The following is a 26855-nucleotide window of genomic DNA, read 5'->3' on the forward strand; positions in this document are numbered from 1 at the left end:
GTGAGGAGACGCTGATCGCAACGCTGTGCGGAACGCCGGCCGACCCGTTTTTTTATAAGCGCTGCAACAGATACTAACGGTTTTTTGCGGCGCGTCACTAGAGTTTTTCTACTAGCAACCGGGAAATTCCGTCATCCATCAGCCTTCCCATGCGGAAACCATCGCGGGAGACAAGCGCCCGCCGATGCGGATGGGGGCAATCATGGTCGCAAGGCCAGTGCGGTCATCGGTTTCCACCGCAACGCCCGCCACGGTTGCGGGCCCTTCGGCGGGGCGCATGCGCTCCACCGGCAGCTTGCGCAGGAAGCGCTGCAACGGCTCTTCCTTGCCCATGCCGATGACCGAGTCATAGTCGCCGCACATGCCGGCGTCGGACATGTAGGCGGTGCCGCCCGATAGGATCTGGTGGTCGGCGGTGGGCACATGGGTGTGGGTGCCGACGACGAGGCTGGCGCGGCCATCGCAGAAATGGCCGAAGGCCATCTTCTCGGAGGTGGCCTCGGCATGGAAGTCGATCAGCACCGCGTCGCAGGCGGTGCCCAGCGGGCAGGCCTCGAGTTCGCGGTCAACCACCGGGAAGGGGTCATCCAGCATTGGCTCGATCATCACCCGGCCCATCGCCTGCATCACCAGCACGCGCTTGCCGCTCTGGCTATCGATCAGCGCCGAGCCACGGCCCGGGCAGCCCTTGGGCCAGTTCACCGGCCGGAGCAGGTTGGGGTAGCGCTCAATGAAGATCAGCGCCTCGCGCTGGTCGAAGGAGTGGTTGCCCAGCGTCACCGCATCTGCCCCCGCCGCGAGGAAGCCGAGGAAGATTTCCTCTGTGATGCCGAAGCCATGCGCCGCGTTCTCGCCGTTCACCACGACGAGGTCGGGCCTGTAGCGTTCCCTGATCACTGGGAGTTCGCGCGTGATGGCATCGCGCCCGGCCCGGCCCACCACGTCACCCAGGAAGATCAGGCGCATGCGAAGCTTTCCCGCTCGGTCATCACATAGTCGAGCGGCGCATCATGGATGCCGACCGGAACCTCATCCACCATCTGCGCATGATAGGCGACGCCGATCGCCACGACTTTCTTCAGCATACGGAGCTTTTCCAGCGTGCGGTCGTAGAAGCCGCCGCCATAGCCCAGCCGGAAGCCCTTGTGGTCGAAGGCCAGCATCGGCACCAGCAGCACGTCGGGCACAAGCTCGGGCGCCGTCTCGAGTGGAACGGGAATGTCCCAGGCTCCGGGCACCAGCGGGTCACCGGGTGCCCAGGCGCGGAACATCAGCGGCTCCTCCTGCGCGATGACGATGGGCAGGCAGGTCTGCCAGCCGTCGCGGCGCAGCCGGTTCAGCATCGGCACCGTGGTGATCTCGCTCTTGTAAGGAATGAAGCCGGAAACGATGCCGGAGGTGATGCCGATCTCCGGTGGCAGGCCGCGTTCGGCCATCATCACGCCGGCGGTATCCTTCAGGGCCTCGTGGGCCTCCGCGCGGCGCTTCGATGCGGCGGTGCGCGCCTTGCGCTTCACTTCGGCGATATCCATCAAATCCTCAGGCCAGGGACGAAAACTGTGGCGAGCCACCATGGGCCGTGAGTGACTAACGATCCCGGGTCCCTACAAGTGTAGGTGGGCGCCGTGTGAGCAAGGCCACGGCCAAGCCCAGGGACAGCTCCCATTCAGAATCGCATAGGCCCCAGGGAAAAAATGTCAGCTCACGCACCGGGCAGCCCGCCGGGGTCTTATTTAGGTGCGATGGGGCTGGATGTCCATGAAAGAGCACGGCGGAAGCAGAATTGGAGGTTTCTACTTCCCCAGCGCCTGCGCCAGGACCTCGAGCCGCTCGGAGGCGAGCATCAGCCGCTCCCCCAGTGCCGCCTGCACTTCGAGTGCTTCCAGCTGGGCGTTGTTCTTCGCCTCGCGCAGGCCGTTCACCTGCTCTTCGAGGGTTTGTATCTTCGAGATCGCCTCGGACAGGCGGTCGGCGACCATCAGCCCCGCCATCACCAGCATGCGGATGTCGCCCACATTGCCGACAGTCGACTTTACGCGCTGCACCTCGTTGTCGAGAAGTTCGGCCAGGTCCCGGAGATGCGGCTCCTCACCTTCAGGGCACTGCATGGTGTAGGGACGGCCGTTCACCTGGACGATGACATGCGCCATTCAATCACTCCGGCGTGTTTGAGTGCAGAACTGCACGGATGCGGGACATCGCGGCATCGATCTTTCCGGCCGCCGTCTTGGACGTGTCGACGAGCTCCCCGGCCTTGCTGCGCACCAGATCAAGCTCATGCGCAAGGCGCGCCCGGTCACGCTTCAGGGATTCGGCCTCGCTCTCCAGTTCGACGATGCGCACCCGCCCGTCAGACTTGTTGCCGACCGCCTGTTCGACACGGCCGAGGGCCGCCTCGAACCGCTGGAACGCCTCATCCAGTTTCTGAATGTCCGACATCAAAGCCTCTGGTATAATTGCGGAATTTGACGCCCGTTACCGTCACGCACCATATGCCGAATGAGCGACTCACGCAACGCCCCCGATAGGCCGGGGCACAAGCCATGCACAAGCCATGGTTCCAATTGACTTGAGAGGCCAAGGCGCTATCACCTCGCCCATCTTTCAGCGCTCCAGAGGGACCCGCCCAGGCCATGACCCATTACACCGCCGAACAGACCCGCCACATGGCCAACGCCATCCGCGCCCTGTCCATGGACGCCGTGCAGAAGGCCAACTCCGGCCACCCTGGCCTGCCGATGGGTGCGGCAGATGTTGCGACCGTTCTGTTCACGCAGTTCCTGAAGTTTGACGCGTCTGACCCGCACTGGGCGGACCGTGACCGCTTCATCCTCTCCGCCGGCCACGGCTCCATGCTGCTCTATTCGCTGCTCCACCTCACCGGCTACGCCGACATGACGCTGGATGAGGTGAAGAACTTCCGCCAGATGGGCGCCAAGACTGCGGGCCACCCAGAGTTCGGCCACGCCACCGGCATCGAGACGACGACCGGCCCGCTCGGCCAGGGCATTGCCAACGCGGTTGGCTTCGCCATCGCCGAACGCCACCTCAATGCCGAGTTCGGTGACGACGTCGTCAACCACAAGACCTATGTGCTGGCCGGTGACGGCTGCCTGATGGAGGGCATCAGCCAGGAGGCGATTGCGCTCGCTGGCCACCTGAATCTCAAGAACCTCATCGTGCTGTGGGACGACAACGGCATCACCATCGACGGCAAGGTGTCGATGTCGGATTCGACCAACCAGCTTGCCCGCTTCGCGGCATCCGGCTGGACGGTTTCGGCCTGCGACGGCCACAACGCGGGTGAAATCTCCGCCTGCCTGTCGGCAGCACAGCACGCCGACCGCCCGGTGCTCATCGCCTGCAAGACCACCATCGGATATGGCGCGCCGACCAAGGCGGGCACGTCCGGAAGCCACGGCTCGCCGCTGGGGCCCGACGAGATCGCCGGCGCCCGCAAGGCGCTGGGCTGGAACTACGAGCCCTTCGTGATTCCGAATGACCTGATGGACGCCTGGCGCAAGGCCGGTTCGCGCGGTGCTACCGAGCGCGCCGCCTGGGCCGCACGCCTTGCCGCCAGCCCGAAGAAGCAAGAGTTCACCCGCCGCATGTCTGGCAAGCTGCCCGCCGATTTCGACGCGGTGATCGCCGGCTACAAGCAGGAGCTGGCCAAGAACCCACCAGCGCTTGCCACCCGCAATTCATCGCAGAACGCCCTCGACGTGATCAACGCCGCCGTGCCGGAGACGGTTGGCGGCTCGGCCGACCTCACCGGCTCCAACAACACCAAGTCGAAGGAGATGAAGCCGCTGGACGCCCACAATTATGGCGGCCGCTACATCTACTACGGCATCCGCGAGCATGGCATGGCCGCGGCGATGAACGGCTTGGCGCTGCATGGCGGCGTCATCCCCTATGGCGGCACCTTCCTCGTCTTCACCGACTATTGCCGCCCCTCGATCCGCCTCTCGGCCCTGATGGGCACGCGCGTCATCTACGTGATGACGCATGACTCGATCGGCCTCGGCGAGGACGGCCCGACCCACCAGCCGGTGGAGCATGTGGCCGCACTTCGCGTCATCCCCAACCTCGCCGTCTATCGCCCCTGCGACGCGGTGGAGACTGCCGAGTGCTGGCAGCTGGCCCTGAAGGACGAGACCCGCCCCTCGGTGCTGGCGCTGACCCGCCAGAAGCTGAAGCCCGCACGCATCGCCTACACGGCAGAGAACCTCTGCGCCAAGGGCGCCTATGAGATCGCTTCGTCGGACAGGAAGACGGACGTCGTGATCTTCGCCTCGGGTTCCGAGGTCGAGATCGCCATCGCCGCCAAGGCAAAGCTCGATGCGGCGGGCAAGCCCACCCGCGTCGTCTCCGTGCCGTCGATGGAAAACTTCGCTGCACAGGACAGGGCCTACCAGGCGAAGGTGCTGGGCACCGAGAAGCACCGCATCGCCATCGAGGCGGGCGTGCGCACCGGCTGGGACCGCTTCATCGGCGTCGATGGCACCTTCATCGGCATGACCGGCTTCGGTGCCTCCGCACCCGCCGAGCAGCTTTACGAGCATTTCGGCATCACCGCCGACGCGGCGGTGAAGGCAGCAAGCTAAGGGAGGGATCACATGCCCGGTTTCCGCACGCTCGACGACGTTAATGTTTCCGGCAAGCGCGTGCTCTGCCGGGTCGATCTCAACGTTCCCATTGCCGACGGCAAGGTGACGGACGCCACGCGCATCGAGCGTGTGGTGCCCACCCTGCGCGAGATCATGAACAAGGGCGGTGCCCTCATCGTGCTCGCCCACTTCGACCGGCCCAAGGGCAAGGTGGTGCCCGAGATGTCGCTCAAGCCCGTCGCGGCGGAACTGGAGAAGCACCTCGGCGTGCCGGTGAAGTTCGTGTTCACCGACTGGCAGACGGCACCGAAGCTTGACGTGAAGCCCGGCGAATGCGTGCTGATGGAAAACACCCGCTACCATGCGGGCGAAGAGAAGAACGACGAGGGCTTCTCCAAGATGCTCGCCTCGCTCGGCGACATCTACGTGAACGACGCCTTCTCGGCCGCACACCGTGCGCACTCCTCGACCGAGGGCATCGCCCACTTCATTCCCGCCTACGCGGGCCGTGCGATGGAAGCAGAGCTCAAGGCGCTGCAGCTGGCGCTCGAAACACCGAAGCGCCCGGTGATCGCCATCGTCGGCGGTGCCAAGGTGTCGACCAAGCTCGACCTGCTCGGCAACCTGGTGAAGAAGGTCGATGCGCTGGTGATCGGCGGCGCCATGGCCAACACCTTCCTGCTGGCCTATGGCCACGGCGTGGGCAGGTCGCTCGCGGAGCGTGACCTCGTCGATACCGCGCGCCACATCCTGCAGGCTGCCGAAAATGCCAAGTGCGCCATCATCCTGCCCGTCGACGGCATCGTGGCGAAGGAGTTCAAGGCAGGTGCCGCCTCGCATGATTATGGCGTCGACGCCATTCCCGCCGACGGCATGATCCTCGATGTCGGCCCGATGTCGGTCGACCGCATCAATTCGGCGATCGACGACGCCCATACGCTGGTCTGGAACGGCCCGCTCGGCGCCTTCGAGATCGACCCATTCGACCAGGCGACGGTTGCGGCCGCGAAACATGCCGCCAAGCGCACCAAGGCGGGCAAGCTCGTTTCGGTGGCAGGTGGCGGCGACACGGTGGCGGCACTGAACCACGCTGGCGTCGCGCAGGACTTCACCTACATCTCCACCGCTGGTGGCGCCTTCCTCGAATGGCTTGAAGGAAAGCCGCTGCCGGGCGTCAAGGCGCTGGAGAGTAAGTGATGGCACCCCGCTTCTTCCTCGCCGCACCGGAGGGCATCACGGCGCCCGCACTTCTCGCCTGTCTCAAGGCCGCCTGCGAAGCGGGCGACGTGGCGAGCCTGCTGGTGCCGGCATCCGTCGCCAAGGATGTGACAGCCGTGGCGCAGGAACTCGGCGTTGCCGTGCTGGTCTCGGGCGAGGCCCGCGATGCAGCACGTGCCGGAGCCGATGGCATCCAGGTCGAAGCCGACACCGAGGCCGTGGCCGCCGCGCGCGAGCAGGTGGGCAAGGACCGTTTCGTCGGCGCCCATGCCGGTGGCTCACGCCATTTCGCCATGGAGGCCGCCGAGGCCGGGGCCGACTACGTCGCCTTCGACCAGAAGGCCGCCTCGATCGGCGGCGAGCCGATCATCCGCTGGTGGTCCGACATGATGGAAATCCCCTGCGTCGCCTTCACGCCGGTGGAGCCTGAAGACCTCGACATATTGCTGCCGCAGAAGCCGGACTTCATCCGTCCGTCCGACGCGATGTGGCAAGGGGCGGATGATGCCCGCCGCATCGTCTCGGCGCTGTCGCAACGTCTCGGATAAACATGAAACGCACGGCCGCCGCCCTCGCCCTTCTGCTCCTCGCCACGCCGGCCGGAGCGGCCACCATCGCCGATGTCCAGAAGGCCTATGACGCGGGTGACTTTGCCACGGCCCTGACAGAGGTGAAGCCTCTTGCCGAAGCAGGCGACGTCACCGCCATGCGATTGCTCGGCCTCATGTACCGTCAGGGCCAGGGCGTGGCAGCTGACACCGACACGGCCATCACCTGGCTGAAACCCGCCGCCGACAAGGGCGATGCCGAGGCGCAATATGCCCTTGGCCTCATCTGGCTGAACCAGAAGGACGCGCGCTACGATTATGCCAAGGGACTGGGGCTGATGCGCCAGGCTGCCGAAGCGGGCCTTGCGGATGCGCAATACAACATGGGCCTGCTCGCCTCCGGCGCCTTCGGTGACGCGCCCGACTACGTGAATGCCGCCGACTGGCTGCAGAAGGCGGCGGCCCAGGGCCAGGTTGCCGCGCAATATAACCTCGGCGTGCTCTATCTCGAGGGCCAGGGCGTTCCCAAGGATCCGGTGAAGGCGGCAGAGCTCATTGGGGTAGCCGCCGACAAAGGCAACCCGGATGCCATGCTGGACTATGGCGTGCTGGTCTTCCGCGGCGAAGGCGTGCAGCAGAACGAGAAGATCGGCGCGCAATGGCTGATCCTCGCAGCGAAGCGCGGCAACCCCATTGCCCAGAACCGCGTCGCGCGGCTCTATGTCTTCGGCAAGGGCGTGGAGCAGGACCCGGTTGAAGCCATGAAGTGGAACATCCTTGCCGGCAAGGCAGGCCGCGCCGATGCGGAACTCGACTCGATGCTGGCGAAGCTCACCGATGCCCAGAAGCAGGAGGCCCAGGCCAGGGCTGACGCCTTCAAGCCGGTGGCGGTGAAGTAGGTCAGCGGAAGACCCAATTCATCATCATGGCCGGGCGAGACCCGGCCATCCTTTGTCGTCGCCACAAAAGAAGATGCGCGGGTCAAGCTCGCGCATGATGAGTGTTCAAGAAGTGGCGCGGTGGTCCAGCGCCCCTCAAACCTCCTTTGGAAAGTCCCTCAGCTTGAACTTCTGGATCTTGCCGGTGCTCGTCTTCGGAAGCTCGGTGAACACCACGTGCTTCGGCGCCTTGAAATGCGCCAGACCCTCGCGGCACCACGTGAAGATGTCTTCCGACGTCGCGCTCTTGCCGGGCCGCAACTCGACGAAGGCGCAGGGCGTCTCGCCCCACTTCTCGTCAGGCCGCGCCACCACGGCGGCCGCCTGGATCGCCGGGTGCTAGTAGAGAATGTCCTCGACCTCGATCGAGGAGATGTTCTCGCCGCCCGAGATGATGATGTCCTTGGATCGGTCCTTGAGCTGGATGTAGCCATCCGGGTGCAGCACGCCCAGATCGCCTGAGTGGAACCAGCCGCCGCGGAAAGCTTCTCCACTGGCCTTGGGGTTCTTGAGATAGCCCTTCATCACGATGGTTCCGCGGAACATGACCTCGCCCATCGTCTCGCCATCGGCTGGCACGCGCTGCATGGTGTCAGGGTCCATCACGGTCAGGTCTTCCAGCGCGTGGTAGCGCACGCCCTGCCGCGCCTTCTTCTGCGCGCGCTGCGGGCCATCGAGCAGGTCCCAGTCCTGCTTCCAGTCATTCACCACCGCGGGGCCATAGGTTTCGGTGAGGCCATAGAGATGGGTGACGTTGAAACCCGCCTCCGACATGGCTGCCAGCACCGGTTCCGGCGGGGGTGCCGCGGCGGTGAAGAAGTCCACCTTCTGCGTCAGCTGTTTCTTGTCTTCCGCCAGTGCGTTGAGGATGGTCGATATGACGATGGGTGCACCGCAGAGATGCGTGACCTTGTGCTCAGAGAGCGCTTCCCAGATCAGCTTGGGGCGCACCCAGCGCAGCGTCACATGCGTGCCGCCCACCACCGACATCGACCATGGGAAGCACCAGCCATTGCAATGGAACATCGGCAACGTCCAGAGATAGACCGGATGCTTCGGCATCGAAGCTGTCAGCACATTGCCCTGGGCCAGCAGTTAGGCGCCGCGATGATGATAGACGACGCCCTTCGGGTTTCCCGTGGTGCCGGAGGTATAGTTGAGCGAGATCGCCTCCCACTCATCCACTGGCCACAACCATTCGAACGCCGCATCACCGCTCGCCACGAACGTCTCATAGTCGATGGAGCCAACGCGCTCGCCTTCAACCGCGAACTCCGGGTCGACATAGTCGATGACGATGGGGTGGTGCCCCTGCATCAGCGCCAATGCATCCTTGGCGAGCTTCGAGAATTCCTTGTCGACGATCAGGATCCTGGTTTCCGCATGGGCGAGCGAGAAGGCGATGGTCGCGGCATCGAGGCGCGTATTGAGCGTGTTGAGCACGGCCCCCGTCATCGGCACGCCGTAGTGGCACTCCAGCATGGCAGGCGTGTTGGCGAGCAGCACCGACACCGTCTCGCCCTTCCGGATCCCCGCCTTGGCGAGCGACGAGGCCAGTTGCCGGCAGCGCGCATAGAATTGCGCATAGGTGGTGCGCTGTTTGCCATGGATGATCGCCGCCTGGTCCGGATAGACGGCGGCGGAGCGCGCCAGAAAGGTGAGCGGCGTCAACGGCTGATAATTGGCGGCATTCTTGTCGAGATCGGTCTCGTAGACGGACATCCGGGCACCCTTTGGTTCTTGTGCGGTTGTTCTAGCCCACACCATTCCGCCGTCAAAGCGAAGCCGAACTTTGGGCGAAGGCGTTGCGGAAGCGCGTGGCGGCAGCTGTCGTCTCCCAGCGCCGGGCGAGCCGGCCCGCGGCCCACCACATGGCAAGCGCCAGCGCCCAGCCTGCATAAGCATCCACCGCATAATGATAGGCAAGATGCACGGAGCCGACGAAGATCACCCCCACATAGGCCCACAGCACGCGCCTGATCCAGGCGGGCCATCCGGCACTCGCCAGCGCAAACAGCAGCGTCGTGCCATTGTGCATGCTGGGCATGGCAGAGACGCTCGCTTCCGCCGAGCCCTCGGCATGGAGTCGCCACAGCTCTTCCTGGGTGCTCACTGCCCAGATCGGCACGATATCATTGGCGCGGTGCAGATAGGTCATGAGCGCCGCGTAGGGGTCGGGCGTGAGGCCGAGATAGCCAGGCCCGTAGAAGCAGGGGCCGGCGGAGGAGAAGAGCACCGCGCACAGTCCGCCACCCACCATCCACAGCAGCATGAAGGCGAAGAAGAACCGGGTGCGTGGAGCGCCGGGCGCGGTCCTGAAGGCGTAGTGCAGCCATACGCTGAACATCACGACGAACCACAGGTTATAGAGCACGTTTAGGACGAAGGTGATGGGCCAGTGGCCGAGCAGCGGCTGCAGCCACTCCCATGGCCGCCGCCCGAAATGCAGCACCATGTCCAGGTGGTCGAGCGTGGAGTCCCAGGCAAAGGGCTGGAGCACCGGAATGTTGCCCTTCACATTCGAGAAGGCATAGATGAACACCACAAGGCTCGCGAACACCGGCAGCCCCAGTGCCGTCGTTCGCGCGTCGCGCAGGAAGCGCCAGATCATGCCGAGGAGATGCAATGTCGGGTGCTTTGGCCGTTCCGTCATCGCCATCTGCACGAAGAGCGTGGCGACAAGCACGATGGCCACTGTCAGCAGCGTCGAGATCAGTACCAGCAGCACTGCGCTTTCCGCCGGCATGTCCATGTCCGGATAGTAGCTGCCCAGCAACAGCTGTGCTGCGGCGAACAGCAGGGCGAGCCCCAGAAGCGGGGCCTGCGCCCGCGTGCTCAGCCACAGCAGAATCCACAAGCCCGCGCCCATACCCCCTCCAAAGCGGAGCCATGATACGACCCAGAGTTTTAGCGGAGCTTGCCGCCGGAACGTGGAAATGGATTACGCCGACCCATACCAAAAGACGAGGCGGCGCCCCTTGCCAGAAGCGGGGCAGGATGGAGATAACCCCCTCACAATTGTTGCGAAAGGCCGCCGCCATGAGCCGCTATCACCAGACCTATGCCGCCTGGAAACAGGACCCCGACCGCTTCTGGGCCGAGGCCGCAAGGGGCGTCGACTGGATCAAGCCATGGAGCGACGTCTATGCCCGGGTCGACGGGCTCGACCGCTGGTTCGTCAATGCCGAATGCAACACCTGCTGGAACGCGGTGGACCGCCACGTGAAGGCCGGCCACGGCGAGCGCCTCGCCGTCATCTATGACAGCCCGATCACCGGCGCCAAGGCCAGCTATACCTACAACCAGCTCCTCGACGAGGTGGCGACGCTTGCCGCGGCGCTGGAGGACTTAGGGGTCCGCAAGGGCGACCGCGTCATCCTCTACATGGCGATGATCCCGCAGGCGCTGTTCGCCATGCTGGCCTGCGCCCGCCTCGGCGCCATTCATTCCGTCGTCTTCGGCGGCTTCGCGCCGCCGGAACTCGCCACCCGCATCAACGATGCCAAGCCCAAGGTCATCATGACCGCCTCCTGCGGCATCGAGCCCAACCGCGTCATCCCCTACAAGCCGCTGCTCGACCAGGCACTCGACATCGCCGCGCACAAGGTTGAGGCCTGCGTCATCTTCCAGCGCGAACAGGTGGCAGCCGAACTGAAGACCGGTCGCGACCATGACTGGGAGGGCATCTGCCATGTCGCCAGGGGCTTCGGGCGCAAGGCGGACTGCGTGAGCGTCAAGGCCACCGACCCGCTCTACATCCTCTACACGTCGGGCACGACAGGCCAGCCCAAGGGCGTGGTGCGTGACAACGGCGGCCACATGGTTGCGATGAAGTGGTCGATGGACAACATCTACGACATCAAGCCGGGCGAAGTATTCTGGGCGGCGTCCGACGTGGGCTGGGTGGTGGGACACTCCTACATCGTCTATGCGCCGCTGCTGCACGGGGCCACCACCATTGTGTTCGAAGGAAAGCCCGTCGGCACGCCCGATCCGGGAACCTTCTGGCGCATCATCTCGGAATACGGCGTCTCCGCACTGTTCACCGCCCCCACCGCCTTCCGCGCCATCCGCAAGGAAGACCCGGAAGGAAACTTCATCCGCAAATATGATCTCACCGCCTTGCGCACCCTGTTCCTCGCCGGCGAGCGCGCCGACCCGGACACGGTGAAGTGGGCCGAGGAGATGCTGAAGGTTCCTGTCATCGACCATTGGTGGCAGACCGAAACCGGCTGGACGATCGCAGGCAATCCGCTGGGTCTCGGCATGCTGCCGGTGAAGCACGGCTCGCCCACCGTGGCGATGCCGGGCTACGACGTTCAGGTGCTGGACGAAGGCGGCCACGAAGTGCCGCGCGGCACGCTGGGCGCCATCTGCGTGAAGCTGCCGCTGCCGCCTTCATGCCTGCCCACGCTGTGGAACAACGACGAGCGCTTCCGCAAGAGCTACCTCTCGCACTTCCCCGGTTATTACGAGACGGCGGACGCGGGCTACATGGACGAGGATGGCTACCTCTACATCATGGCCCGCACCGACGACATCATCAACGTCGCCGGCCACCGCCTCTCCACGGGCGGCATGGAGGAAGTGCTCGCCGGCCATCCGAACGTCGCCGAGACGGCCGTGATCGGCATTGCCGATCAGCTCAAGGGCCAGGTGCCGGTCGGCTTCGTCGTTCTGAAGTCCGGCGTCGACCGTCCCGCCGCCGACATCGAGGCCGAATGCGTGAAGCGCATCCGCGAGAAGATCGGCGCCGTGGCAGCCCTCAAGACCGTCGTCGTCGTGCCGCGCCTGCCCAAGACGCGGTCGGGCAAGATCTTGCGCGCCACCATGCGCAAGATCGCCGACAAGGAAGAGTTCAAGACGCCGGCGACGATCGATGATCCGGTCATTCTGGATGAGATCCGCGCCGCGCTGGGAGCGAAGGGAATCGGGGTCTAGGGACGCGTTCCCGCAACTCCCTCATTCATCATCGCCGGGCTTGACCCGGCGATGATGAATGGAGGGTAGTGATCGGACGGCCACCTCACCTCTCCGGCGCCACCACCGCCTTGTAGAGGTGCCACGTTGCGTGACCAAGCACCGGAAGCACCACCAGCAAGCCCAAGAACATCGGCAAGAAAGCCAGGAAGGTAAGCACCACAACAATGATGCCGAAGCCGATCATCGGCACGGGGTTCTGGAACACCGCCTTGAAGCTGTAGATGGAAGCCGTGATGAGGTCGATCTCGCGGTCCAGCAACAATGGGATGCCGACAACCGTGGTGCAGAACAGCACGAAAGAAATGCCGGCACCCACCGCAGTGCCCACGCAAAGGAAGCCAATTCCCTCCGGTGTCGTCGTGATGACGTTGATGAAGGCCTCCACCGACGAGAACGACTTGAAGCCAAGGAAGACAGCCAGCAGCATCCGCACCTCGTAGAGCCACATCCAGAAGATGAACAGCACGGCGAAGGCCATCCATGCCACCTGCCGCTTGCGTTGCGCGAAAATCACCAGGAGGATTTCACTGAGCTTCAGGGGTTGTCCCGCCGCGATGCGGCGGCTCGTCTCATAAAGACCAACCGCCACGAAGGGGCCGATAAGCGGAAAACCCACGGCAATGGGAATGATCCACCACGGCTCGTGATAGACCTTCAGCAGCAGGAAGATGGCGATGCCGCCGGCGGCATAGATGCCGCCGAAGAACAGCCCGATCAGCGGCGCCTTGAGGAAGTCCCGCCAGCCTGCGGCAAGTGCCGCCCGCACATCCGCGAAACCGATGGTGTTGATCTTCACGGCCGGAGGCCGCGGGGACACAGTGGTGTCTTCGGTGACGCTGTTCATGCCTTCTCCCATGGGCGGCCGCCTCGCCCCATCCGCACGCCGCCGTTCCCCAACCTCGACGCGCGATGGCAGGAGAATGCCGTATGGCGGCCCACGCCGCAATCCGCTAGGGATGCAGCGCAACATAAGATGCTGAATCGATGTCTCCCGCCTCCCTGGTCCGCGCCCGTTGGGCCATTATTGCTCCCTTTCTGGTCATGGGCCTGGTGATTGGCGCCTGGGTTCCGCATGTGCCCCTCATCAAGGAGCGGCTCGCCGTGGGGCCCGGAATCTTCGGCCTGGCACTGCTGTCGATTGCGGGTGGCGCCGTGGTGGCCATGCCCATTGCCGGAGTGCTGATCAACCGCCTCGGAAGTGCGGTGATGACACGGATCACCGGCGTCCTGTTCTGCGCGGCCTTCCTCGGTCCGGTGCTGGCGCCCAACCTTGTCGCCTTCGTCATCGGTGGCGCGCTCATGGGCATGTGCATTGGCAGCATGGACGTGTCGATGAACGCCCATGCCATCGCCATCGAAAAGGCGCTGCGCCGCCCGGTGCTCTCCATGCTGCACGGCGTCTACAGCCTTGGCTGCGTGTTCGGCGCCTTCCTTGGCGGATACCTGATCGAGGCGCTTGGCGGGCGCAACCAGGCCTTCATCATGGCGGCACTCTGCCTGGTACTGCACCTTGCCGCCGCGCGGTTCTTCCTGCCGGGCAGCGTCGACAAGGGGCTCTCAGGCTCGCACTTCGCGTGGCCAACCCGCGCCACCATCGGGCTGGGCCTGCTCTGCTACCTCGCCCTGATGATCGAGGGCTCGGTCATCGACTGGGCGGCGATCCTGATGCGCGAGAAATTCCTGGTCGAGGCCGGCGTCGCCGCCATGTGCTTCGCCACCTACCAGGGCGGCATGGCGCTGTCACGCTTCACCGGCGACTGGATCCGATTGAAGGTGGGTGCAGTCCCCATGGTGTTCGTCAGCGCGCTGTTGACGGCACTGGGCACGACGCTCGGCCTTGTCGCCCCCTCGCCCACCCTCGCCATCGTCGCCTTCACCTTCGCCGGCATCGGCATCGGCAATATCGCGCCCGTCATGTTTGCCGGCGGTGGCAGGCTGGAGCCCACGGCACCTGGCCGCGGCATCGCCGCGGTGACGACGCTCGGCTATACAGGCTTCCTCTCCGGCCCGCCCCTGATCGGCCTTGCAGCCCAGGTAACGAACCTCAACACAGCCCTCTTCCTCACCGTCGTCGCAGCGCTTATCATCGCCGTGTTTGCACGCGCAGTGAAGGCAGCTGACACCTATTGAGGGAGAGACGGCCATGACATTCGACGGCAAGCGGATCATTATCACGGGAGCCGGCCGGGGCCTCGGCGCGGCACTGGCGATCGTGCTGGCGGACAAGGGAGCGAACCTGCTGCTCACCGGCCGCAGCCGCGAGAACCTCACCGCCATTGCTGAAGCAATCAAGCAGCGCACCGGCCGCAAACCGGACATGCAGCTCCTCGACATGGCCGATGCCTCCGAGGTGACACTCTTCGCCAAGGCGCTGCGCGACCTGGGAAAGCCTGTTGACATCCTCATCAACAATGCCGCGCAATGGCTGCCGGGCCTCATGACTGAGCATGACGCACTTTCGATCAGCCAGACCATCGCCGCCAACGTCACCGGCACCATGCTGCTGACGCGCGGCCTCGTGCCGCTGCTCGAAGCCTCGGGCGCGGGCGACATCATGACGGTCGTCTCGATCTCCGGCCTGCCCAATGCCAGGCTGCAGACGGCCTCGGTGGCCTATGCCGCCAGCAAGCATGCGCAGGCCGCGATCAGCGATGGGCTGCGGCAGGAACTGAAGGGCCGCCCGGTCCGCGTGCAGGCCGTCTTCCCGCCCTACATCGAAGACCTGTCGCCGCTGGACCCTGCATGGAACACAGCCCGCGATGCCAATTCGGCGGTCACCAACCGCGACATCGTCGACACCATCCTCTTCGCCCTCGAGCGCCCGCGCCACGTGACGCTTGCCTCGATCATTATCGACCCCGATAACGGCGGCCTCACCTGAGCCCGCCAGTAGGAGCTGACACATTGAAACTGAAGAAGCGCATCGCCATCGTCACCGGAGCGGCCCGCGGCATCGGGCTTGCCATCGCCGAAAGGCTGACGAAGGATGGTGCCACGGTGGTGCTCGCCGACGTGCTCGACAAGGACGGCAAGGCCTCGGCGAAGAGGCTTGGCGGCGCCTTCAAGCACTGTGACGTCTCGAAGACTGCCGACGTCAAGGCGCTCGTCGCCTTCACGGTCCGGAAATTTGGTGCCATCGACATCCTCGTCAACAACGCCGCCGTTTCCGCCAACAACGACTTCCTCGATGTCACGGAAGCCGAGTTCGACCGCGTCATTGACATCAACCTCAAAGGTTCCTTCCTCATGCTGCAGGCCTGCGCGCGCCACATGGTAAAGCAGGCGCAGGCAGGCCGGAAGCCCGGTGCCATCGTCAACATGTCGTCGGTCAATGATAAGCTCGCCATTCCCGGCATCGTCACCTACTGCATGTCGAAGGGCGGCGTCTCGCAGCTGACGGCCGCCACCTCCATCGCACTCGCGCCTCATGGCATCCGCGTCAATGCCATCGGCCCCGGCACCATCGACACCGACATGGCGCGTGGCGTGCTCGCGGACAAGGCGGCGATGGACCGTGCCATGTCGCGCACGCCCCTTGGCCGCGCGGGACTGCCATCGGAAGTCGCCGCCATCGCCGCCTTCCTGGTGTCCGACGACGCAAGCTATGTGACGGGCGAGACGATCTATGTCGATGGTGGTCGCATGCCGCTGAACTATACCGTGCCCGTCAAGGGATGATCCGGCCCGGACAGGTCGCCGATCTTCCCGCCATCATGCGCATCCGCACGGCGGTGACCGAGAACCATCTGTCGGTTGAGCAGATGGCGGAGATCGGCATCACCGAGAACTCGATTGCCACCGAGATGACCGAAGGCGACCTTGGCTGCTGGGTTGCCATAGATGGCGGCGAGGTCACCGGCTTCTCCATGGCCGACCGGCGCGACGGCAGCATCTTCGCGCTGTTCATGGATGCCGCCCACGAGGGCAAGGGCCATGGCAGCGCGCTACTGGCCGCTTGCGAGACGTGGTTCAGGGAGCAGGGCCACGCCAAGGCACGCCTCACCACAGGGCGTGACACCAAGGCCTTCGCCTTCTACCGCCGCCGGGGCTGGCAGGAGACGGACGAGACGGCCGGGCATTTCGCTGAGGACGCCGTGCTCAGGAAGGGGCTCTAACGCCTGACGCACCACCATGCGCTGTGAGATTCAGCCCGGCCTGTGTGGCGAATCTCACAGACGCCCGGGCATCCTTCGCCTTAGGTTCCCCTGCCGCCCGTACCTCTCACCCTTGGAGAACCCGGTCATGAACGTGACAGTGATCCGCATTGCATTGGGTGCCTCGGCTCTGATTCTGTCGGCTGGCGCGGCATTGAGCGATGATGGCACGGCCAGCGGCAAATGCCCTTCCACACAGGCTCAGCCCGCGAACCTGCTGCTGTTCACGAGCAGCACAACGACCCGTCACACCAACGTCAGCCGGGTTCGCTACACAGCCGCTCATGCCATGCCACCTGCGCGTATCGCCGCCGCGACCGGCGCGGTGGTTGCTTTCGCCACGTCCGTCCAGTCGGGAAGCGCGAACCTCAATTGATAGCGTGTGTCAGGCGAGGGGACGTTCGCGCCTGACCATCACCTCATCCTCGCCGAACTCGCGCGCCAGCTTGTGACCGGCATAGACGGCATGCACGATCAGGCCCGGCGCGCGCGCATCGCCGATCAGTGACAGCGTGGCCAGTCCCCTGCCCTTCAGCGCATGATACAGCGCATCATCGCCATCGCGCGATGTGATGGGCACGAAGCAGCCCGCCGCGATCTCCCGCTCCGCACCTGAGTAGACGCAGCGCAATACGACACCGCCGGGCCTGAGGTTCGAAACCAGCGAATTGACGATCACCGTCACGCCAAGCTCCAGCAGGCGGGCATGGGTGCGCGGTTGCTCGGCGGTAAGGTCCGACCACTCGGCCACCTTGCCGCCACTTGTCACATAGGTGACGGGCACGCCGCGTTGCACCAGCTGTTCCGCGATGGCGGCGCCGAGGTAATAGTGATCATCGTCGAAGATGACGGCAGGCCCCTTCACCTCGGCCGTCAGCACCGACTCCGGCGCCAGCGTGCGCGGGTCGGCGAAGGATTCAATCGGCGCTCGGATGCTGCGCCCACGCCCGTCGGTCCGCCAGTGGCTACCCGTTGCCAACACGACATTGGCGATGCCGAGCTCCATCACGTCATCCGCCTTCATGCGGCTGTCGCGAAAGATCTCGACGTTGGAGAGCTTGGAAATCTGGTGCAGGCGCCAGTCGCGCACGCGCGCCCACTCGGCAAGGCCGGGAAGCGTCGTCTCCCACTGCAGGCGCCCGCCGGGGGATTTGCCGGCATCGGCGATCTTCACCTCATGCCCGCGCTTCGCCAGCATCAGGCCAGCCTCGAGACCTGCTGGCCCCGCCCCCACCACCAGCACCTGCTCGCGCTGCCTTGCCAGCGCGATCCTCTCCGGGTGCCAGCCGCGCCGCCATTCCTCGCCCATTGTCGGGTTCTGGGTGCAGCGGATGGCGGCCGCCCGGCTGTTGTGCGCATAGCAGATGTTGCAGCCGATGCACTCGCGGATGTCGTCCTCGTGGCCATCCCTGATCTTGGCAGGCAGGAAGGGATCGGCAATCGACGGCCGTGCCGCGCCAATGAAGTCAACCACGCCACGCTTGACCTGCGACAGCATGGTCTCGGGTGACGTGAAGCGGCCCACACTCACCACGGGTTTGCCGGTGATTTTCCGAACATGTGCGATGGACGGCTCCAGCGAGGCTTCCTTCACGAAACGCGAGCCGCCCATCTCCTGCGAATAGTCCGCGATGGTGACGTCGAAGAGATCGACCATCGGCGCCAGCGAGGCGAGCAGTTCGGAACGTTCCTCGAAGCCGCCGCCATCCTCGTTGTCCACCTCGATCCTGAGGGCAACGGCGCACTTGTCGCCGATGGCATCGCGCGTCTCGGACAGAACCTCGCGCAATAGCGTTGCACGCTGCTGGAGCGTGCCGCCATATTCATCCGTGCGCGTGTTCATGTCGGCGTCGAGAAATTGCGCCAGGAGATAGGTGTGCGCGGCATAGACATAGACGATGTCGAGGCCCGCCTGCCTCGCCCTCAGCGCCGCCGCGCGGTGCCAGCCGCGGAAGGTCCGGATGTCATCCAGATCCATCTTCGCACATTGCCAAGGCGACTCGGCGGCGGGATAGCTCGACGGTGCCAGCGCCACCTCGCGCGAGAGATGGTTGGAGGAGCGGACGCCTCCATACCACAGCTCGGTGCCAGCCAGGCTGCCGTGCGCATGCACCGCATCCGCCATCGCCGCCATGTTGCGCACGTCGCCCTCGTCCCACAGGCTGGCAAAGGGATGGGGAATATCGTCAGATGACGGATGAATGGAGCAATACTCGGTATTGACCACGCCCCAGCCACCCTCTGCCTTCACGCCGCGCATGATGGCCAGCGTGTCAGGCAGCTGGTATCCCATGCCGGTGCAATGCGGCACCTGATAGAAGCGGTTGGGCGCAGTCACGGGCCCGATCTTCACGGGCTCGAAGAGAATGTCGAAACGGCTGTCACGGGGCATGAAAAAGCCTCTCCCTTTTGGGGAGAGGCTAACAGTCTTCGCAGCGTTCAGGCAATCAGCCGGCGCAGATCACCTGGCCGGTGAGCGCACCATCCACACTCTTGGCATAGGCGAGGCCGACGCGCGCCGCCGAAACGGGTTCGTGGCCGGGGAAGAAGCCGTCATATTTCGCGACGGAATCCTCGAGCAGGCCAGGGCTCACCGCATTGATGCGGATGCCACGCGGCATCTCGATCGCCGCACCCTTCACGAAAGCGCCGATGGCGCCGTTGACGGCAGCGGCATTGGCGCCGGCCCGCACCGGGTCACGGTCAAGGACGCCGCTGGTCAGCGTGAAGGAACCATTGTCGTTCACATTGTCCATGCCGAGAAGCACCAGGTTCACCTGGCCCATCAGCTTGTCGTTGAGACCTTTCCGGAACTGCTCCGGCGTCATGCTGGCGACGGGGCCGAAATGCACGTGGCCCACGCAGGTGACGACGGCGTCCACCTTGCCGAGCTTGGCATACATGGCCTTCACCGAGTCCTCGCTCATCACGTCGACCGTGAGGTCACCCGAGGTGCGGCCCGCGCGGATGATCTCGTGGCGGCGGCCCAGTTCCGCTGCCGCGGCCTTGCCGACCGTTCCCGATCCACCAACGATGAGAATGCGCATCTTATTCCTCGTCTTCCTGGCCGCGGCGGAGCGGCTTCAGCTTGGCGAACACCGAGTCGGCGTCATAGCGGGGCTCTGCCTCACGGGCCTTGGGCTCGGAGGGCGCGAAGGTCGGCTGCGTCTCGTCAACCTGCGAGGCGGCGTGAGCCGCCGTGCCCTCGACTTCCGACGCCGGGATCAGCGTTCGCACGGGCACGGCTTCATTGGCAGGCTTGCCAGCCTTGCGGGCGGCCTTCTGCACCGCGAAGTCAAGGTCGAGCTGCGAGCAGATGCCGAGCGACACCGGGTCCACCGGCTTGATGTTGCCAGCGTTCCAGTGGCTGCGGTCGCGCACCGAGGCGATCGTCGACTTGGTCGTGCCGACGAGCTTCATGACGGCCGAGTCCGACAGTTCCGGGTGATAGCGCAGCAGCCAGGCGATGGCGTCCGGGCGGTCGCCACGGCGCGACACCGGCGTGTAGCGCGGGCCGGCGGTCGACTTCTGCACCTGGATGTTGACCTTGGATTCGAGGATCTTGAGGCGATAGTCGGAATCCTTTTCCGCCTTCTCGATTTCCTCGCGGGTCAGCTGGCCGCCGGTGATCGGGTCCATGCCCTTGATGCCGGCCGCCACGTCGCCATCGGCGATGCCCTTCACCTCAAGCTCATGGAGGTGACAGAATTCGGCGATCTGGCGGAAGGTCAGCCCGGTGTTCTCGACGAGCCAGACGGCGGTGGCCTTGGGCATCAGCGGTATGCGGGACATGGCTTTCAACTCCTTGAGAACCGGTGTTTCAGGTTCCCTGTCTTTACGACAGCTTGTTTGGGATATCCCTGATATAGAGGGGGCCGCCGCCCGGTGCAATCCCCGAATTTCAGCACCTGCGGGAGCCGTTCCGGGCGCTTGCCTGGGGCACGCGGCAGGTGCAAATGGGCCCATGACCCGAACTGCTTTCGCTGCCGGATTGATTCTCCTGTCCTCCGCCTTGCCCGTGGCGGCAGGAACGCCGTTGAGCGAACCCCGGCTGACGCTACCCCATGCGGTGGCACACCAGCAGCCGCATGTGGCGCTCACGCTCGATGCCTGCAGCGGCAAGGCCGATCAGCGCATCTTCCAGGCGCTCGTCGCCAGCAAGATTCCTGCCACGGTCTTCGTCACCGCCCGCTGGCTGCGGCGCAATGGCGACACGGTAAAGCTGATGCTCGCCCACCCCGACCTCTTCCAGATCGAGAACCACGGCGCGAAGCACGTGCCGGCGGTGGATGTGCCGATGAAGGTCTATGGCATCGCCACGGCTGGCTCGCCGGATGCGGTCAAGGCCGAGGTCGAGGGCGGCAAGACTGCGATCATCGCCGCCACCGGTCGCGCGCCCTTGTGGTTTCGCGGCGCAACGGGCCGCTATGACACGACCGCCATGGCGCAGATCCGGGGCTCGGGCGAGGCCATCGCCGGCTACTCGATCCGCGCCGATGACGGCGCCACGCTGCCTGCTGCCGCCGTAGCCCGGCGCATCGCTGCCGCGAAAGACGGCGACGTGATCATCGCCCATGTGAACAAGCCGGACCGCACATCGGGTGCAGGCGTGGTGCAGGGCATCGTGGCGCTCCAGGCCAAGGGCTATCTCTTCGTGAAGCTGGGCGCGCCGCCAAAGCAGGCAGCCCCGCACGCCAGCTAAGTCACGCGGCCTCCTTCTGCGCTTCGCCGAAGGCGAAGCTCGTCATGCTGATCGAGCCCCAGGAGAAGCTGCGGTGGATGGCATGGCCCGTGCCGCCGCCCGCACCCAGCGCCACATAAAGCGGCATCAGATGCTCCGGCGTCGGATGGGCGATGCGCCCGGCCTGTGTCTCCGGCACCTTGAGCAGCGAGGCCTCGTCGCCCGTCTCGACGGCGGTGACGATCGCATCGTCGAGGGCCTTGGCCCAGTCGGGTGCAGGCGTCCCCTCGCGGGCGATGGCGCGCAGGTTGTGGACGATGGCCCCGGAGCCGACGATCAGCACGCCCTTGTCACGCAGCGGCGCCAGCGCCTTGCCGAGTGCCACATTCTCCGCCGCCGACGCGCCATGGCGCAGCGACAGCTGAACGACCGGCACATCCGCCTTGGGAAAGGCCAGCATCAGCGGGATCCACACCCCATGGTCATAGCCACGCTGCGCATCCTCGGCATAGGCGATGCCGGCGGCCTTCAGCGCGGCGGCAACCTCCGAAACGACGTCGGCAGACGTCCGCGCCGGATAGCGCATGGAATAAAGCCGGTCGTCGAAGCCGCCGAAGTCATGGATTGTCTCGGGCGCGGGAGCGGTGCCAATGGTGGGCACACGCGCCTCCCAATGGGCGGAAATGACGAGGATCGCCTTCACGCCCGGAAGGCGCTGACCGAGGCCCTCGGTGAAGGCGCGGGCCGGCGTGCGCGACAGCGGCAGGTCGGGTGCCCCATGGGCGATGAACAGGACGGGCAGCGTCATGAGCGTGTTCCTTGTGATCACATCTATCTAGGCAACGCCGCGCAAGAAATCATCGGCCGGCCGGGAAGCACACTCCTTCCGTGGTGGGAGCAATCCCCTAATCATTCACCAGCACGATCTTGCCGATGTGCTCGCTCGACTCCATCAGCGCATGCGCCGCCGCGGCCTCCTTCAGCCGGAAGGTGCGGAAGATGATGGGCTTCAGCGTCTCCGCCCCGAACAGCGGCCAGACGTTGCGTTCGAGCGCGCGGGCGATCTCCGCCTTCTCGGCAACGCTGCGGGCGCGCAGGGTGGAGCCGGTGAAGGTCAGCCGCTTCATCATGATCGGCATCCAGTCCACGTCGACACGCGAGCCCTTCTGGAAGGCGATCATCACGATGCGGCCATGCATCGCCACCGCCTTCAGGTTTTTCGCAACATAGTCGCCGCCAACCATGTCGAGGATCACGTCGGGCTTGATGCCCTTCTCGGCCAGCACCGTCACGAAGTCCTGGTCGCGGTAGTTGATGGCAAGGTCGGCGCCGAGGTCACGGCACGCCTGGCACTTGTCCTCGGAGCCCGCCGTCACCACCACGATCGCGCCGAAGGCCTTGCCCAGCATGATGGCCGTGGTGCCGATGCCGGATGACCCGCCATGCACCAGCAGCGTTTCGCCCTCTTTCAACCGACCGCGGTCGAACACATTCGTCCACACCGTGAAGAAGGTCTCGGGGATGGCCGCCGCCTCGGTGAAGGACAGGCCGGGCGGAACCGGCAGCGCGTTATCCTCATGCACCACCGCATATTGGGCATAGCCACCGCCGGGAACGAGCGCGCAAACCCGGTCACCCACCTCATAGCGCTTCACGCCGTCGCCCAGCGCCACCACCTCGCCGGCAATCTCGAGGCCGGGCGTATCAGGGGCGCCGGGCGGCGGGGGATAGCCCCCCTGGCGCTGCAGCACATCTGGGCGGTTGACGCCAGCCGCCTTCACCTTGACCAGGATTTCCCCCGGCTTCGGCACCGGCACGGGGATGGTCACCGGCTTCAGCACCTCGGGCCCACCCGGGGTGGTGATGGCAATGGCGGTCATGTTCTTCATGGGCACGTCCTCTGAGGCACTTTGGGAGTTTGCAGTTTGTGTTGAACCCCATGGCCCCGCAATGACAAAATGGCTACCGTCAGTGAAGGAGCACCGCCATGAGTTTCGAAGACCTGCCGAAGAAGCCAGCCGGTGTCGCGCTGGGCGAGAACCTCGACCTGCTGTCGGTGTCCGAATTGGAACACCGGGTCAGCCAGCTCGAGTCGGAAATCCTGCGGGTAAAGGCGGCAATCCAGTCCAAGCAGGCATCGAAAAGCGCCGCGGACGCATTTTTTCGCAGTTAGGCCGCTCAATTTGGCACAACCCAAGCCCTGCGGTTGCGCGTGTTAAGGATTGAGTAAGGAATTAACGATATTTGTGGAAGTGTAATCCTTGACCGGATTGCTCCGAGTGGTACTCCACCACTCTGTTTGACGCCTCCCTGTTTGAAACTTTCAAGCCGCGCGACTACTGCGCGGCTTTTTTTGGGTCGCGCTCTGGCATCGCTCTTGCTTAGGGATTTCGGGGGTGGCGCTCGATCATTGACCTCGGGTGGAACCCGGTTCATGATCCAGCGAAGCTCCGTACCGAGATAAACGAGAGCCCCGAGGAAATGCCCGTAATGCCGCCTGCCAAAGCCTCCCCCGTCACTGTCGATTTCATGTCACGCTTCACGGCGTCCGAGCAATTCGACAAGGTGTTCAAGGAAGGCATGGGCCTCGTCGAGGAAACCGCCAATTACCTGGATGGTCCCGGCCGCCAGGATGCCCGCCTGCTCGACCGCCATGGTGCCGTGGCCTACGCCACCGAAAGCATGCGGCTCACCACGCGCCTGATGCAGCTGGCCTCGTGGCTTCTGCTGCAGCGCGCCATCGGTGCGGGAGAGATGACCCAGGACGACGTCAGGAAGGAGCGCCATCGCATCAGCCTCGCCGACATCGGTCGTGGCAAGCCGCTGAATGGTTCCGAGCAGCTTCCCGTCGCCCTCAACGACATTGTCGAGCGTTCCCTTTCGCTGCACCAGCGCGTCCTGAAGTTCGATGCCATGCTCAACATGCAGGCCAAGGCCGAGGTGTCGCCGCCTGCCCCCAGCCCGGTGTCGAGCCAGATGGACCGCCTGAACGCGGTATTCGGCGCCCGCTCCTGAATTTTTTCCAGCTGTTGCCTCATCCGCGCGTAACCGGCAGAAGCAGTCTGCCCAATGCCCGGATATGCCCTTGCGCCAGCGACTGACCATTCTTGCCGCCCTGTTGTTCCTGCTGCCCCTCGCAGCAGGCGCCAACACGCCGCCGCCGCTGCCGCAGAGCGAGGATGACCGCAAGGCCTTCGCCGAGACCGTGTGTACCGAGATCGACACGCGCGCCACCGAGCATGGCCTGCCGCAATCCTTCATCGCCCGATTGATCTGGAAGGAGAGCCTGTTCGATCCCGGCGCCGTCAGCCCCAAGGGGGCGCAGGGTATTGCGCAGTTCATGCCCGGCACCGCAAAGCTCCGCGGCCTGGATGACCCCTTCGATGCGAAGAAGGCGCTCGCCGCCTCCACCAGCTATCTCGCCGAGCTGCGCACCACCTTCGGCAATCTCGGGCTGGCCGCAGCAGCTTACAATGCGGGCGAGGACCGCGTGCGCAAGTGGCTCGCCGGCAAGGGCAGCCTGCCATACGAAACGCAGGACTATGTCTACTCCATCACCGGCCACGGCCATGAAGACTGGAAGGTCGAGACTGCCAGCTTCGACATCCCGGCGCTGGGCAAGGACGGAAGCTTCACCGACCAGTGCAAGAGTCTGGTGATGCGCGAGCTTTCACCGCAAGCGGTCGAGGTGAAGCAGGCGAACTGGAAGCCATGGGGCGTCGTGCTGACGGCAGGCTTTTCACAGGCCCGCGCGCTGCAGGCCTTTCGCGTCATCCGCAACCGCTTTGACATCATCAAGGACGAAGACCCGCTGGTGGTGAGGAAACTCAATCGCTCGATGGGTCGCCGCAAGATGGTGCGCGTGATGATCGGCCGTGACAGCCGTGCGGAAGCGCAGAAGCTCTGCCGTGATCTCACGGCGCGTGGCGGCACTTGTCTCGTGGCGCGGAACTGAACCACGCCGGTTTGCGTCGCTTCCGCGCCTATGGTCTAGTGCGCAACCGCAGTGATTTGATGAAGAGGCAGCCCGTGACGACCAGCACCACCTTCAAAACCATGGCCACGGCCCTGTTCCTGTTTGCGATTCCCGCACTGGCCCATGCCGGCGACATCGATGACTGCCGCAGCAAGGAGCAGGTCCCCAACGAGGCCCGCCTCAAGGCCTGCACCGCCGTGATCGACGGCAAGCAGACGAGCACCACCGACACGGCCTACGCCTACTACAAGCGGGCCATGGTCGGCTCCGCCAACCCGAAGGCCGACCAGGCACTCGTCATGGCGGATGTTTCCAAGGCCATCGAACTCGATCCGAAGCTGATGGAGGCCTATGCCTTCCGGGCCCTCGGCTACAACCGCGCCATGCAATATGACAAGGCCATCGCCGACCTCACCATGGCGATCGAGCTTGCGCCGGAACGTTGGGGACTTTACTCGCTCCGCGCCATGGTCGAGGCCCAGAAGAAGGACACCAAGGCGGCAATCGCCGATTTCAAGGCCGCCCTGGACCGCAACCCGCCGGCCACAAGCGCCGAAATGATCCGCCAGAGACTCACCAAGCTGGAACAGGGCACCGCCCAATAGGAAAGGGCCCGGCTGCCGCTTGATCTGTGAATAAGTGGTTTTACCTACAACCAGCGAGAGTTACCGACACCTGTGAGAGGATACTTAAAGCCGGTTTAAGCTTTTTTCTTGCATTTTACGTGCATCGCTGTCATTGAAAGCTAGTAATTCATATATCAAGGTTACTAGTGGCGGGCAGACGCCCACCGCAGTGAGGGGCCGGCAAGTGGAAAAGAAACTGAAGACATTTCGAGTTGCGGCGCTGCTGAGCGCAGTCAACGGTGTGTCGATACTTCTCATTTCTGGTGCGACCCCTGCAAAGGCCGCTGAAGAGCGCCTGCACAACTCCTCCTACGTCGTCTATGGCCTCGTGCCCCTGAGCGAGAGCTCCAAGGACAGCGGCAAGCGCGCTGGCAACACCACATCGGTGAAGTCGGCCTTCGTCTCGGTTGGCACCTCCAAGCGCGGACCGAAGGGCGCTTCGTCCAACGAGCCCAAGATCGAAGATCCGCCGCTGCCGACCTATGACGGCCCCAGCACGGGCGGCAACACCATGGCCAGCAATGAAGGCGGCAGCCAGGTCAGCAGCAACTGAGCCTGAGCCACGGCCCAAACATCCAAGAGCGCCCCGAACGGGCGCTCTTTTGCATTGTGGCAGGCGCTTCCGGGCAAACGAAAAAGCCCGGCCACCGGGGCCGGGCTTCCAAAATCCGCTGAAGCCGAAGTTACTTGTTGAGGAACGAGAACTTCTGGTTGAACTTGGACACGCGACCGCCGCGGTCGAGCAGCGTCTGCTGGCCGCCGGTCCATGCCGGATGCGACTTCGGGTCGATGTCGAGGTTCATGGTGTCGCCTTCCTTGCCCCAGGTGGTGCGGGTCTTGAAGGTCGAGCCGTCGGTCATGACGACGTTGATCATGTGGTAGTCGGGATGGATGCCTTGCTTCATGGCGAATACTCTCTCGATGGCGGGAAACGCCCCGCACAGGGACTTCCGAATTCCGGGTTCGGCGGGGCTATACAGGAGATGCCGGGGGGAGGCAAGCCCGGCTGACCGGGCGTGGAAAAGCCTGCGGCGGCCTGCCCCTGCGCCGCTCCGCCGCTTCCATTCTGCTCGTCATCGGCTAGAACTCACCCCATGAGCAACCCGTACGAAGACGAGGCC

At 64.7% G+C, this 26855-nt stretch carries 28 protein-coding genes, 1 other RNA gene and 1 pseudogene; 16 read left to right on the plus strand and 14 right to left on the minus strand.

Going from position 1 to position 26855, the window contains the following annotated elements; genetic code table 11:
- Positions 1 to 138 precede the first annotated feature (138 nt).
- The 5 genes from WCJ41_RS09560 to WCJ41_RS09580 all read right to left on the minus strand — a co-directional run bounded on the left by WCJ41_RS09560 (position 139) and on the right by WCJ41_RS09580 (position 2439).
- Positions 139 to 966 (minus strand): TIGR00282 family metallophosphoesterase, encoded by an 828-nt coding sequence (locus tag WCJ41_RS09560; RefSeq protein WP_336905625.1) that lies wholly within the window; start codon positions 964 to 966, stop codon positions 139 to 141.
- The gene (locus WCJ41_RS09565) at positions 957 to 1532 is read right to left on the minus strand and encodes a 5-formyltetrahydrofolate cyclo-ligase (protein WP_336905626.1); all 576 of its coding nucleotides are present in this window, start codon (positions 1530 to 1532) and stop codon (positions 957 to 959) included. Before WCJ41_RS09565 ends, WCJ41_RS09560 begins: the two co-directional genes overlap by 10 nt.
- A 28-nt stretch (positions 1533 to 1560) precedes the next feature.
- Positions 1561 to 1723: non-coding RNA, 6S RNA (gene ssrS / locus WCJ41_RS09570), on the minus strand.
- Positions 1724 to 1793: 70 nt separating this feature from the next.
- The gene (locus tag WCJ41_RS09575) at positions 1794 to 2150 is read right to left on the minus strand and encodes a cell division protein ZapA (protein WP_336905627.1); all 357 of its coding nucleotides are present in this window, start codon (positions 2148 to 2150) and stop codon (positions 1794 to 1796) included.
- A 4-nt stretch (positions 2151 to 2154) separates the two neighbouring features.
- On the minus strand, positions 2155 to 2439 hold the full coding sequence (locus WCJ41_RS09580; RefSeq protein ID WP_336905628.1) for a DUF4164 family protein: 285 nt from the start codon (positions 2437 to 2439) through the stop codon (positions 2155 to 2157).
- 194 nt (positions 2440 to 2633) lie between these two features.
- Between WCJ41_RS09580 and tkt the strand changes: the two genes are divergently transcribed.
- The 4 genes from tkt to WCJ41_RS09600 are packed head-to-tail and all read left to right on the plus strand — an operon-like array spanning position 2634 to position 7275.
- Complete coding sequence (tkt, locus tag WCJ41_RS09585; protein WP_336905629.1) at positions 2634 to 4607, plus strand: transketolase; 1974 nt, start codon at positions 2634 to 2636, stop codon at positions 4605 to 4607.
- A gap of 12 nt (positions 4608 to 4619) precedes the next feature.
- Positions 4620 to 5807: a phosphoglycerate kinase gene (locus WCJ41_RS09590; RefSeq protein WP_336905630.1), complete on the plus strand. Its 1188-nt coding sequence runs from the start codon at positions 4620 to 4622 to the stop codon at positions 5805 to 5807.
- Complete coding sequence (locus WCJ41_RS09595; RefSeq protein ID WP_336905631.1) at positions 5807 to 6376, plus strand: thiamine phosphate synthase; 570 nt, start codon at positions 5807 to 5809, stop codon at positions 6374 to 6376. Before WCJ41_RS09590 ends, WCJ41_RS09595 begins: the two co-directional genes overlap by 1 nt.
- Positions 6377 to 6378: 2 nt before the next feature.
- A complete protein-coding gene (locus WCJ41_RS09600; RefSeq protein WP_336905632.1) occupies positions 6379 to 7275 on the plus strand; it encodes a tetratricopeptide repeat protein in 897 nt (298 codons plus the stop codon).
- A 135-nt stretch (positions 7276 to 7410) separates the two neighbouring features.
- On the opposite strand, the pseudogene WCJ41_RS09605 reads toward WCJ41_RS09600, so the two are convergent.
- Positions 7411 to 9036 (minus strand): annotated as a pseudogene (locus WCJ41_RS09605) (acyl-CoA synthetase).
- Positions 9037 to 9088: 52 nt separating this feature from the next.
- Positions 9089 to 10183 carry a phosphatase PAP2 family protein gene (locus WCJ41_RS09610; RefSeq protein WP_336905633.1) on the minus strand — a complete coding sequence of 365 codons (1095 nt, stop codon included), beginning with the start codon at positions 10181 to 10183 and terminating at the stop codon, positions 9089 to 9091.
- Between the two features lie 170 nt (positions 10184 to 10353).
- On the opposite strand from WCJ41_RS09610, the gene WCJ41_RS09615 reads away from it, so the two are divergent.
- Positions 10354 to 12255, plus strand: a complete 1902-nt coding sequence (locus WCJ41_RS09615) for a propionyl-CoA synthetase (RefSeq protein WP_336905634.1) — start codon at positions 10354 to 10356, stop codon at positions 12253 to 12255.
- A gap of 85 nt (positions 12256 to 12340) precedes the next feature.
- Here WCJ41_RS09615 and WCJ41_RS09620 read toward each other — a convergent pair whose 3' ends face one another.
- Positions 12341 to 13141 carry a DUF2189 domain-containing protein gene (locus WCJ41_RS09620; protein ID WP_336905635.1) on the minus strand — a complete coding sequence of 267 codons (801 nt, stop codon included), beginning with the start codon at positions 13139 to 13141 and terminating at the stop codon, positions 12341 to 12343.
- A gap of 140 nt (positions 13142 to 13281) precedes the next feature.
- Between WCJ41_RS09620 and WCJ41_RS09625 the strand changes: the two genes are divergently transcribed.
- From WCJ41_RS09625 to WCJ41_RS09645, 5 genes are all read left to right on the plus strand, one after another.
- On the plus strand, positions 13282 to 14427 hold the full coding sequence (locus WCJ41_RS09625) for an MFS transporter (protein ID WP_336905636.1): 1146 nt from the start codon (positions 13282 to 13284) through the stop codon (positions 14425 to 14427).
- A gap of 13 nt (positions 14428 to 14440) precedes the next feature.
- Positions 14441 to 15178, plus strand: a complete 738-nt coding sequence (locus WCJ41_RS09630) for an SDR family NAD(P)-dependent oxidoreductase (RefSeq protein WP_336905637.1) — start codon at positions 14441 to 14443, stop codon at positions 15176 to 15178.
- 23 nt (positions 15179 to 15201) lie between these two features.
- Complete coding sequence (locus WCJ41_RS09635; protein WP_336905638.1) at positions 15202 to 15975, plus strand: SDR family oxidoreductase; 774 nt, start codon at positions 15202 to 15204, stop codon at positions 15973 to 15975.
- Entirely contained in the window at positions 15972 to 16412 is a 441-nt protein-coding gene (locus WCJ41_RS09640; protein WP_336905639.1) for a GNAT family N-acetyltransferase, read from the plus strand. Before WCJ41_RS09635 ends, WCJ41_RS09640 begins: the two co-directional genes overlap by 4 nt.
- Positions 16413 to 16539: 127 nt before the next feature.
- Positions 16540 to 16827 (plus strand): hypothetical protein, encoded by a 288-nt coding sequence (locus WCJ41_RS09645; RefSeq protein WP_336905640.1) that lies wholly within the window; start codon positions 16540 to 16542, stop codon positions 16825 to 16827.
- 9 nt (positions 16828 to 16836) lie between these two features.
- Here the strand turns inward: WCJ41_RS09645 and WCJ41_RS09650 are convergent, their stop codons facing one another.
- Genes WCJ41_RS09650 through WCJ41_RS09660 form a run of 3 tightly spaced genes read right to left on the minus strand, consistent with a single transcriptional unit; the run spans position 16837 to position 20243 of the window.
- Positions 16837 to 18843, minus strand: a complete 2007-nt coding sequence (locus WCJ41_RS09650; RefSeq protein ID WP_336905641.1) for an FAD-dependent oxidoreductase — start codon at positions 18841 to 18843, stop codon at positions 16837 to 16839.
- Positions 18844 to 18898: 55 nt separating this feature from the next.
- Positions 18899 to 19498 carry a short chain dehydrogenase gene (locus tag WCJ41_RS09655; RefSeq protein WP_336905642.1) on the minus strand — a complete coding sequence of 200 codons (600 nt, stop codon included), beginning with the start codon at positions 19496 to 19498 and terminating at the stop codon, positions 18899 to 18901.
- Between the two features lies 1 nt (position 19499).
- Positions 19500 to 20243, minus strand: coding sequence for a cell cycle transcriptional regulator TrcR (locus WCJ41_RS09660; protein ID WP_336905643.1), 744 nt, complete (start codon positions 20241 to 20243; stop codon positions 19500 to 19502).
- Positions 20244 to 20415: 172 nt separating this feature from the next.
- Between WCJ41_RS09660 and WCJ41_RS09665 the strand changes: the two genes are divergently transcribed.
- A complete protein-coding gene (locus tag WCJ41_RS09665; RefSeq protein ID WP_336905644.1) occupies positions 20416 to 21153 on the plus strand; it encodes a polysaccharide deacetylase family protein in 738 nt (245 codons plus the stop codon).
- A 1-nt stretch (position 21154) separates the two neighbouring features.
- Here the strand turns inward: WCJ41_RS09665 and WCJ41_RS09670 are convergent, their stop codons facing one another.
- Positions 21155 to 21940, minus strand: coding sequence for a class III extradiol ring-cleavage dioxygenase (locus WCJ41_RS09670; protein WP_336905645.1), 786 nt, complete (start codon positions 21938 to 21940; stop codon positions 21155 to 21157).
- A 97-nt stretch (positions 21941 to 22037) separates the two neighbouring features.
- Positions 22038 to 23012, minus strand: coding sequence for an NAD(P)H-quinone oxidoreductase (locus WCJ41_RS09675; RefSeq protein WP_336905654.1), 975 nt, complete (start codon positions 23010 to 23012; stop codon positions 22038 to 22040).
- Positions 23013 to 23119: 107 nt separating this feature from the next.
- Here WCJ41_RS09675 and WCJ41_RS09680 point away from each other — a divergent pair, with 107 nt between their 5' ends.
- From WCJ41_RS09680 to WCJ41_RS09700, 5 genes are all read left to right on the plus strand, one after another.
- Positions 23120 to 23305 carry a DUF1192 domain-containing protein gene (locus WCJ41_RS09680; protein ID WP_336905646.1) on the plus strand — a complete coding sequence of 62 codons (186 nt, stop codon included), beginning with the start codon at positions 23120 to 23122 and terminating at the stop codon, positions 23303 to 23305.
- A gap of 317 nt (positions 23306 to 23622) precedes the next feature.
- Positions 23623 to 24147 (plus strand): DUF1465 family protein, encoded by a 525-nt coding sequence (locus tag WCJ41_RS09685; protein WP_336905647.1) that lies wholly within the window; start codon positions 23623 to 23625, stop codon positions 24145 to 24147.
- 70 nt (positions 24148 to 24217) lie between these two features.
- Positions 24218 to 25087, plus strand: coding sequence for a lytic transglycosylase domain-containing protein (locus WCJ41_RS09690; RefSeq protein WP_336905648.1), 870 nt, complete (start codon positions 24218 to 24220; stop codon positions 25085 to 25087).
- 74 nt (positions 25088 to 25161) lie between these two features.
- Positions 25162 to 25713 (plus strand): tetratricopeptide repeat protein, encoded by a 552-nt coding sequence (locus tag WCJ41_RS09695; RefSeq protein ID WP_336905649.1) that lies wholly within the window; start codon positions 25162 to 25164, stop codon positions 25711 to 25713.
- Between the two features lie 205 nt (positions 25714 to 25918).
- Positions 25919 to 26287 carry a hypothetical protein gene (locus WCJ41_RS09700; RefSeq protein WP_336905650.1) on the plus strand — a complete coding sequence of 123 codons (369 nt, stop codon included), beginning with the start codon at positions 25919 to 25921 and terminating at the stop codon, positions 26285 to 26287.
- Between the two features lie 130 nt (positions 26288 to 26417).
- Here the strand turns inward: WCJ41_RS09700 and rpmE are convergent, their stop codons facing one another.
- Positions 26418 to 26639 (minus strand): 50S ribosomal protein L31, encoded by a 222-nt coding sequence (gene rpmE / locus WCJ41_RS09705; RefSeq protein ID WP_336905651.1) that lies wholly within the window; start codon positions 26637 to 26639, stop codon positions 26418 to 26420.
- Between the last annotated feature and the right edge of the window lie 216 nt (positions 26640 to 26855).

This window comes from Aestuariivirga sp., assembly GCF_037139295.1.
Lineage (GTDB): Bacteria > Pseudomonadota > Alphaproteobacteria > Rhizobiales > Aestuariivirgaceae > Aestuariivirga.

Bases quoted from the DNA above. Each gene is read 5' to 3' on its own strand.
- WCJ41_RS09615 (WP_336905634.1), top strand. From the start codon at position 10,354: ATGAGCCGCTATCACCAGACCTATGCCGCCTGGAAACAGGACCCCGAC.
- WCJ41_RS09620 (WP_336905635.1), bottom strand. From the start codon at position 13,141: ATGAACAGCGTCACCGAAGACACCACTGTGTCCCCGCGGCCTCCGGCC.
- WCJ41_RS09680 (WP_336905646.1), top strand. From the start codon at position 23,120: ATGAGTTTCGAAGACCTGCCGAAGAAGCCAGCCGGTGTCGCGCTGGGC.
- WCJ41_RS09595 (WP_336905631.1), top strand. From the start codon at position 5,807: ATGGCACCCCGCTTCTTCCTCGCCGCACCGGAGGGCATCACGGCGCCC.
- WCJ41_RS09675 (WP_336905654.1), bottom strand. From the start codon at position 23,012: ATGACCGCCATTGCCATCACCACCCCGGGTGGGCCCGAGGTGCTGAAG.
- WCJ41_RS09590 (WP_336905630.1), top strand. From the start codon at position 4,620: ATGCCCGGTTTCCGCACGCTCGACGACGTTAATGTTTCCGGCAAGCGC.
- WCJ41_RS09625 (WP_336905636.1), top strand. From the start codon at position 13,282: ATGTCTCCCGCCTCCCTGGTCCGCGCCCGTTGGGCCATTATTGCTCCC.
- tkt (WP_336905629.1), top strand. From the start codon at position 2,634: ATGACCCATTACACCGCCGAACAGACCCGCCACATGGCCAACGCCATC.
- WCJ41_RS09630 (WP_336905637.1), top strand. From the start codon at position 14,441: ATGACATTCGACGGCAAGCGGATCATTATCACGGGAGCCGGCCGGGGC.
- WCJ41_RS09650 (WP_336905641.1), bottom strand. From the start codon at position 18,843: ATGCCCCGTGACAGCCGTTTCGACATTCTCTTCGAGCCCGTGAAGATC.
- WCJ41_RS09685 (WP_336905647.1), top strand. From the start codon at position 23,623: ATGCCGCCTGCCAAAGCCTCCCCCGTCACTGTCGATTTCATGTCACGC.
- WCJ41_RS09655 (WP_336905642.1), bottom strand. From the start codon at position 19,498: ATGCGCATTCTCATCGTTGGTGGATCGGGAACGGTCGGCAAGGCCGCG.
- WCJ41_RS09665 (WP_336905644.1), top strand. From the start codon at position 20,416: ATGACCCGAACTGCTTTCGCTGCCGGATTGATTCTCCTGTCCTCCGCC.
- WCJ41_RS09560 (WP_336905625.1), bottom strand. From the start codon at position 966: ATGCGCCTGATCTTCCTGGGTGACGTGGTGGGCCGGGCCGGGCGCGAT.
- WCJ41_RS09670 (WP_336905645.1), bottom strand. From the start codon at position 21,940: ATGACGCTGCCCGTCCTGTTCATCGCCCATGGGGCACCCGACCTGCCG.
- WCJ41_RS09575 (WP_336905627.1), bottom strand. From the start codon at position 2,150: ATGGCGCATGTCATCGTCCAGGTGAACGGCCGTCCCTACACCATGCAG.
- WCJ41_RS09600 (WP_336905632.1), top strand. From the start codon at position 6,379: ATGAAACGCACGGCCGCCGCCCTCGCCCTTCTGCTCCTCGCCACGCCG.
- WCJ41_RS09565 (WP_336905626.1), bottom strand. From the start codon at position 1,532: ATGGATATCGCCGAAGTGAAGCGCAAGGCGCGCACCGCCGCATCGAAG.
- rpmE (WP_336905651.1), bottom strand. From the start codon at position 26,639: ATGAAGCAAGGCATCCATCCCGACTACCACATGATCAACGTCGTCATG.
- WCJ41_RS09610 (WP_336905633.1), bottom strand. From the start codon at position 10,183: ATGGGCGCGGGCTTGTGGATTCTGCTGTGGCTGAGCACGCGGGCGCAG.
- WCJ41_RS09580 (WP_336905628.1), bottom strand. From the start codon at position 2,439: ATGTCGGACATTCAGAAACTGGATGAGGCGTTCCAGCGGTTCGAGGCG.
- WCJ41_RS09660 (WP_336905643.1), bottom strand. From the start codon at position 20,243: ATGTCCCGCATACCGCTGATGCCCAAGGCCACCGCCGTCTGGCTCGTC.
- WCJ41_RS09645 (WP_336905640.1), top strand. From the start codon at position 16,540: ATGAACGTGACAGTGATCCGCATTGCATTGGGTGCCTCGGCTCTGATT.
- WCJ41_RS09640 (WP_336905639.1), top strand. From the start codon at position 15,972: ATGATCCGGCCCGGACAGGTCGCCGATCTTCCCGCCATCATGCGCATC.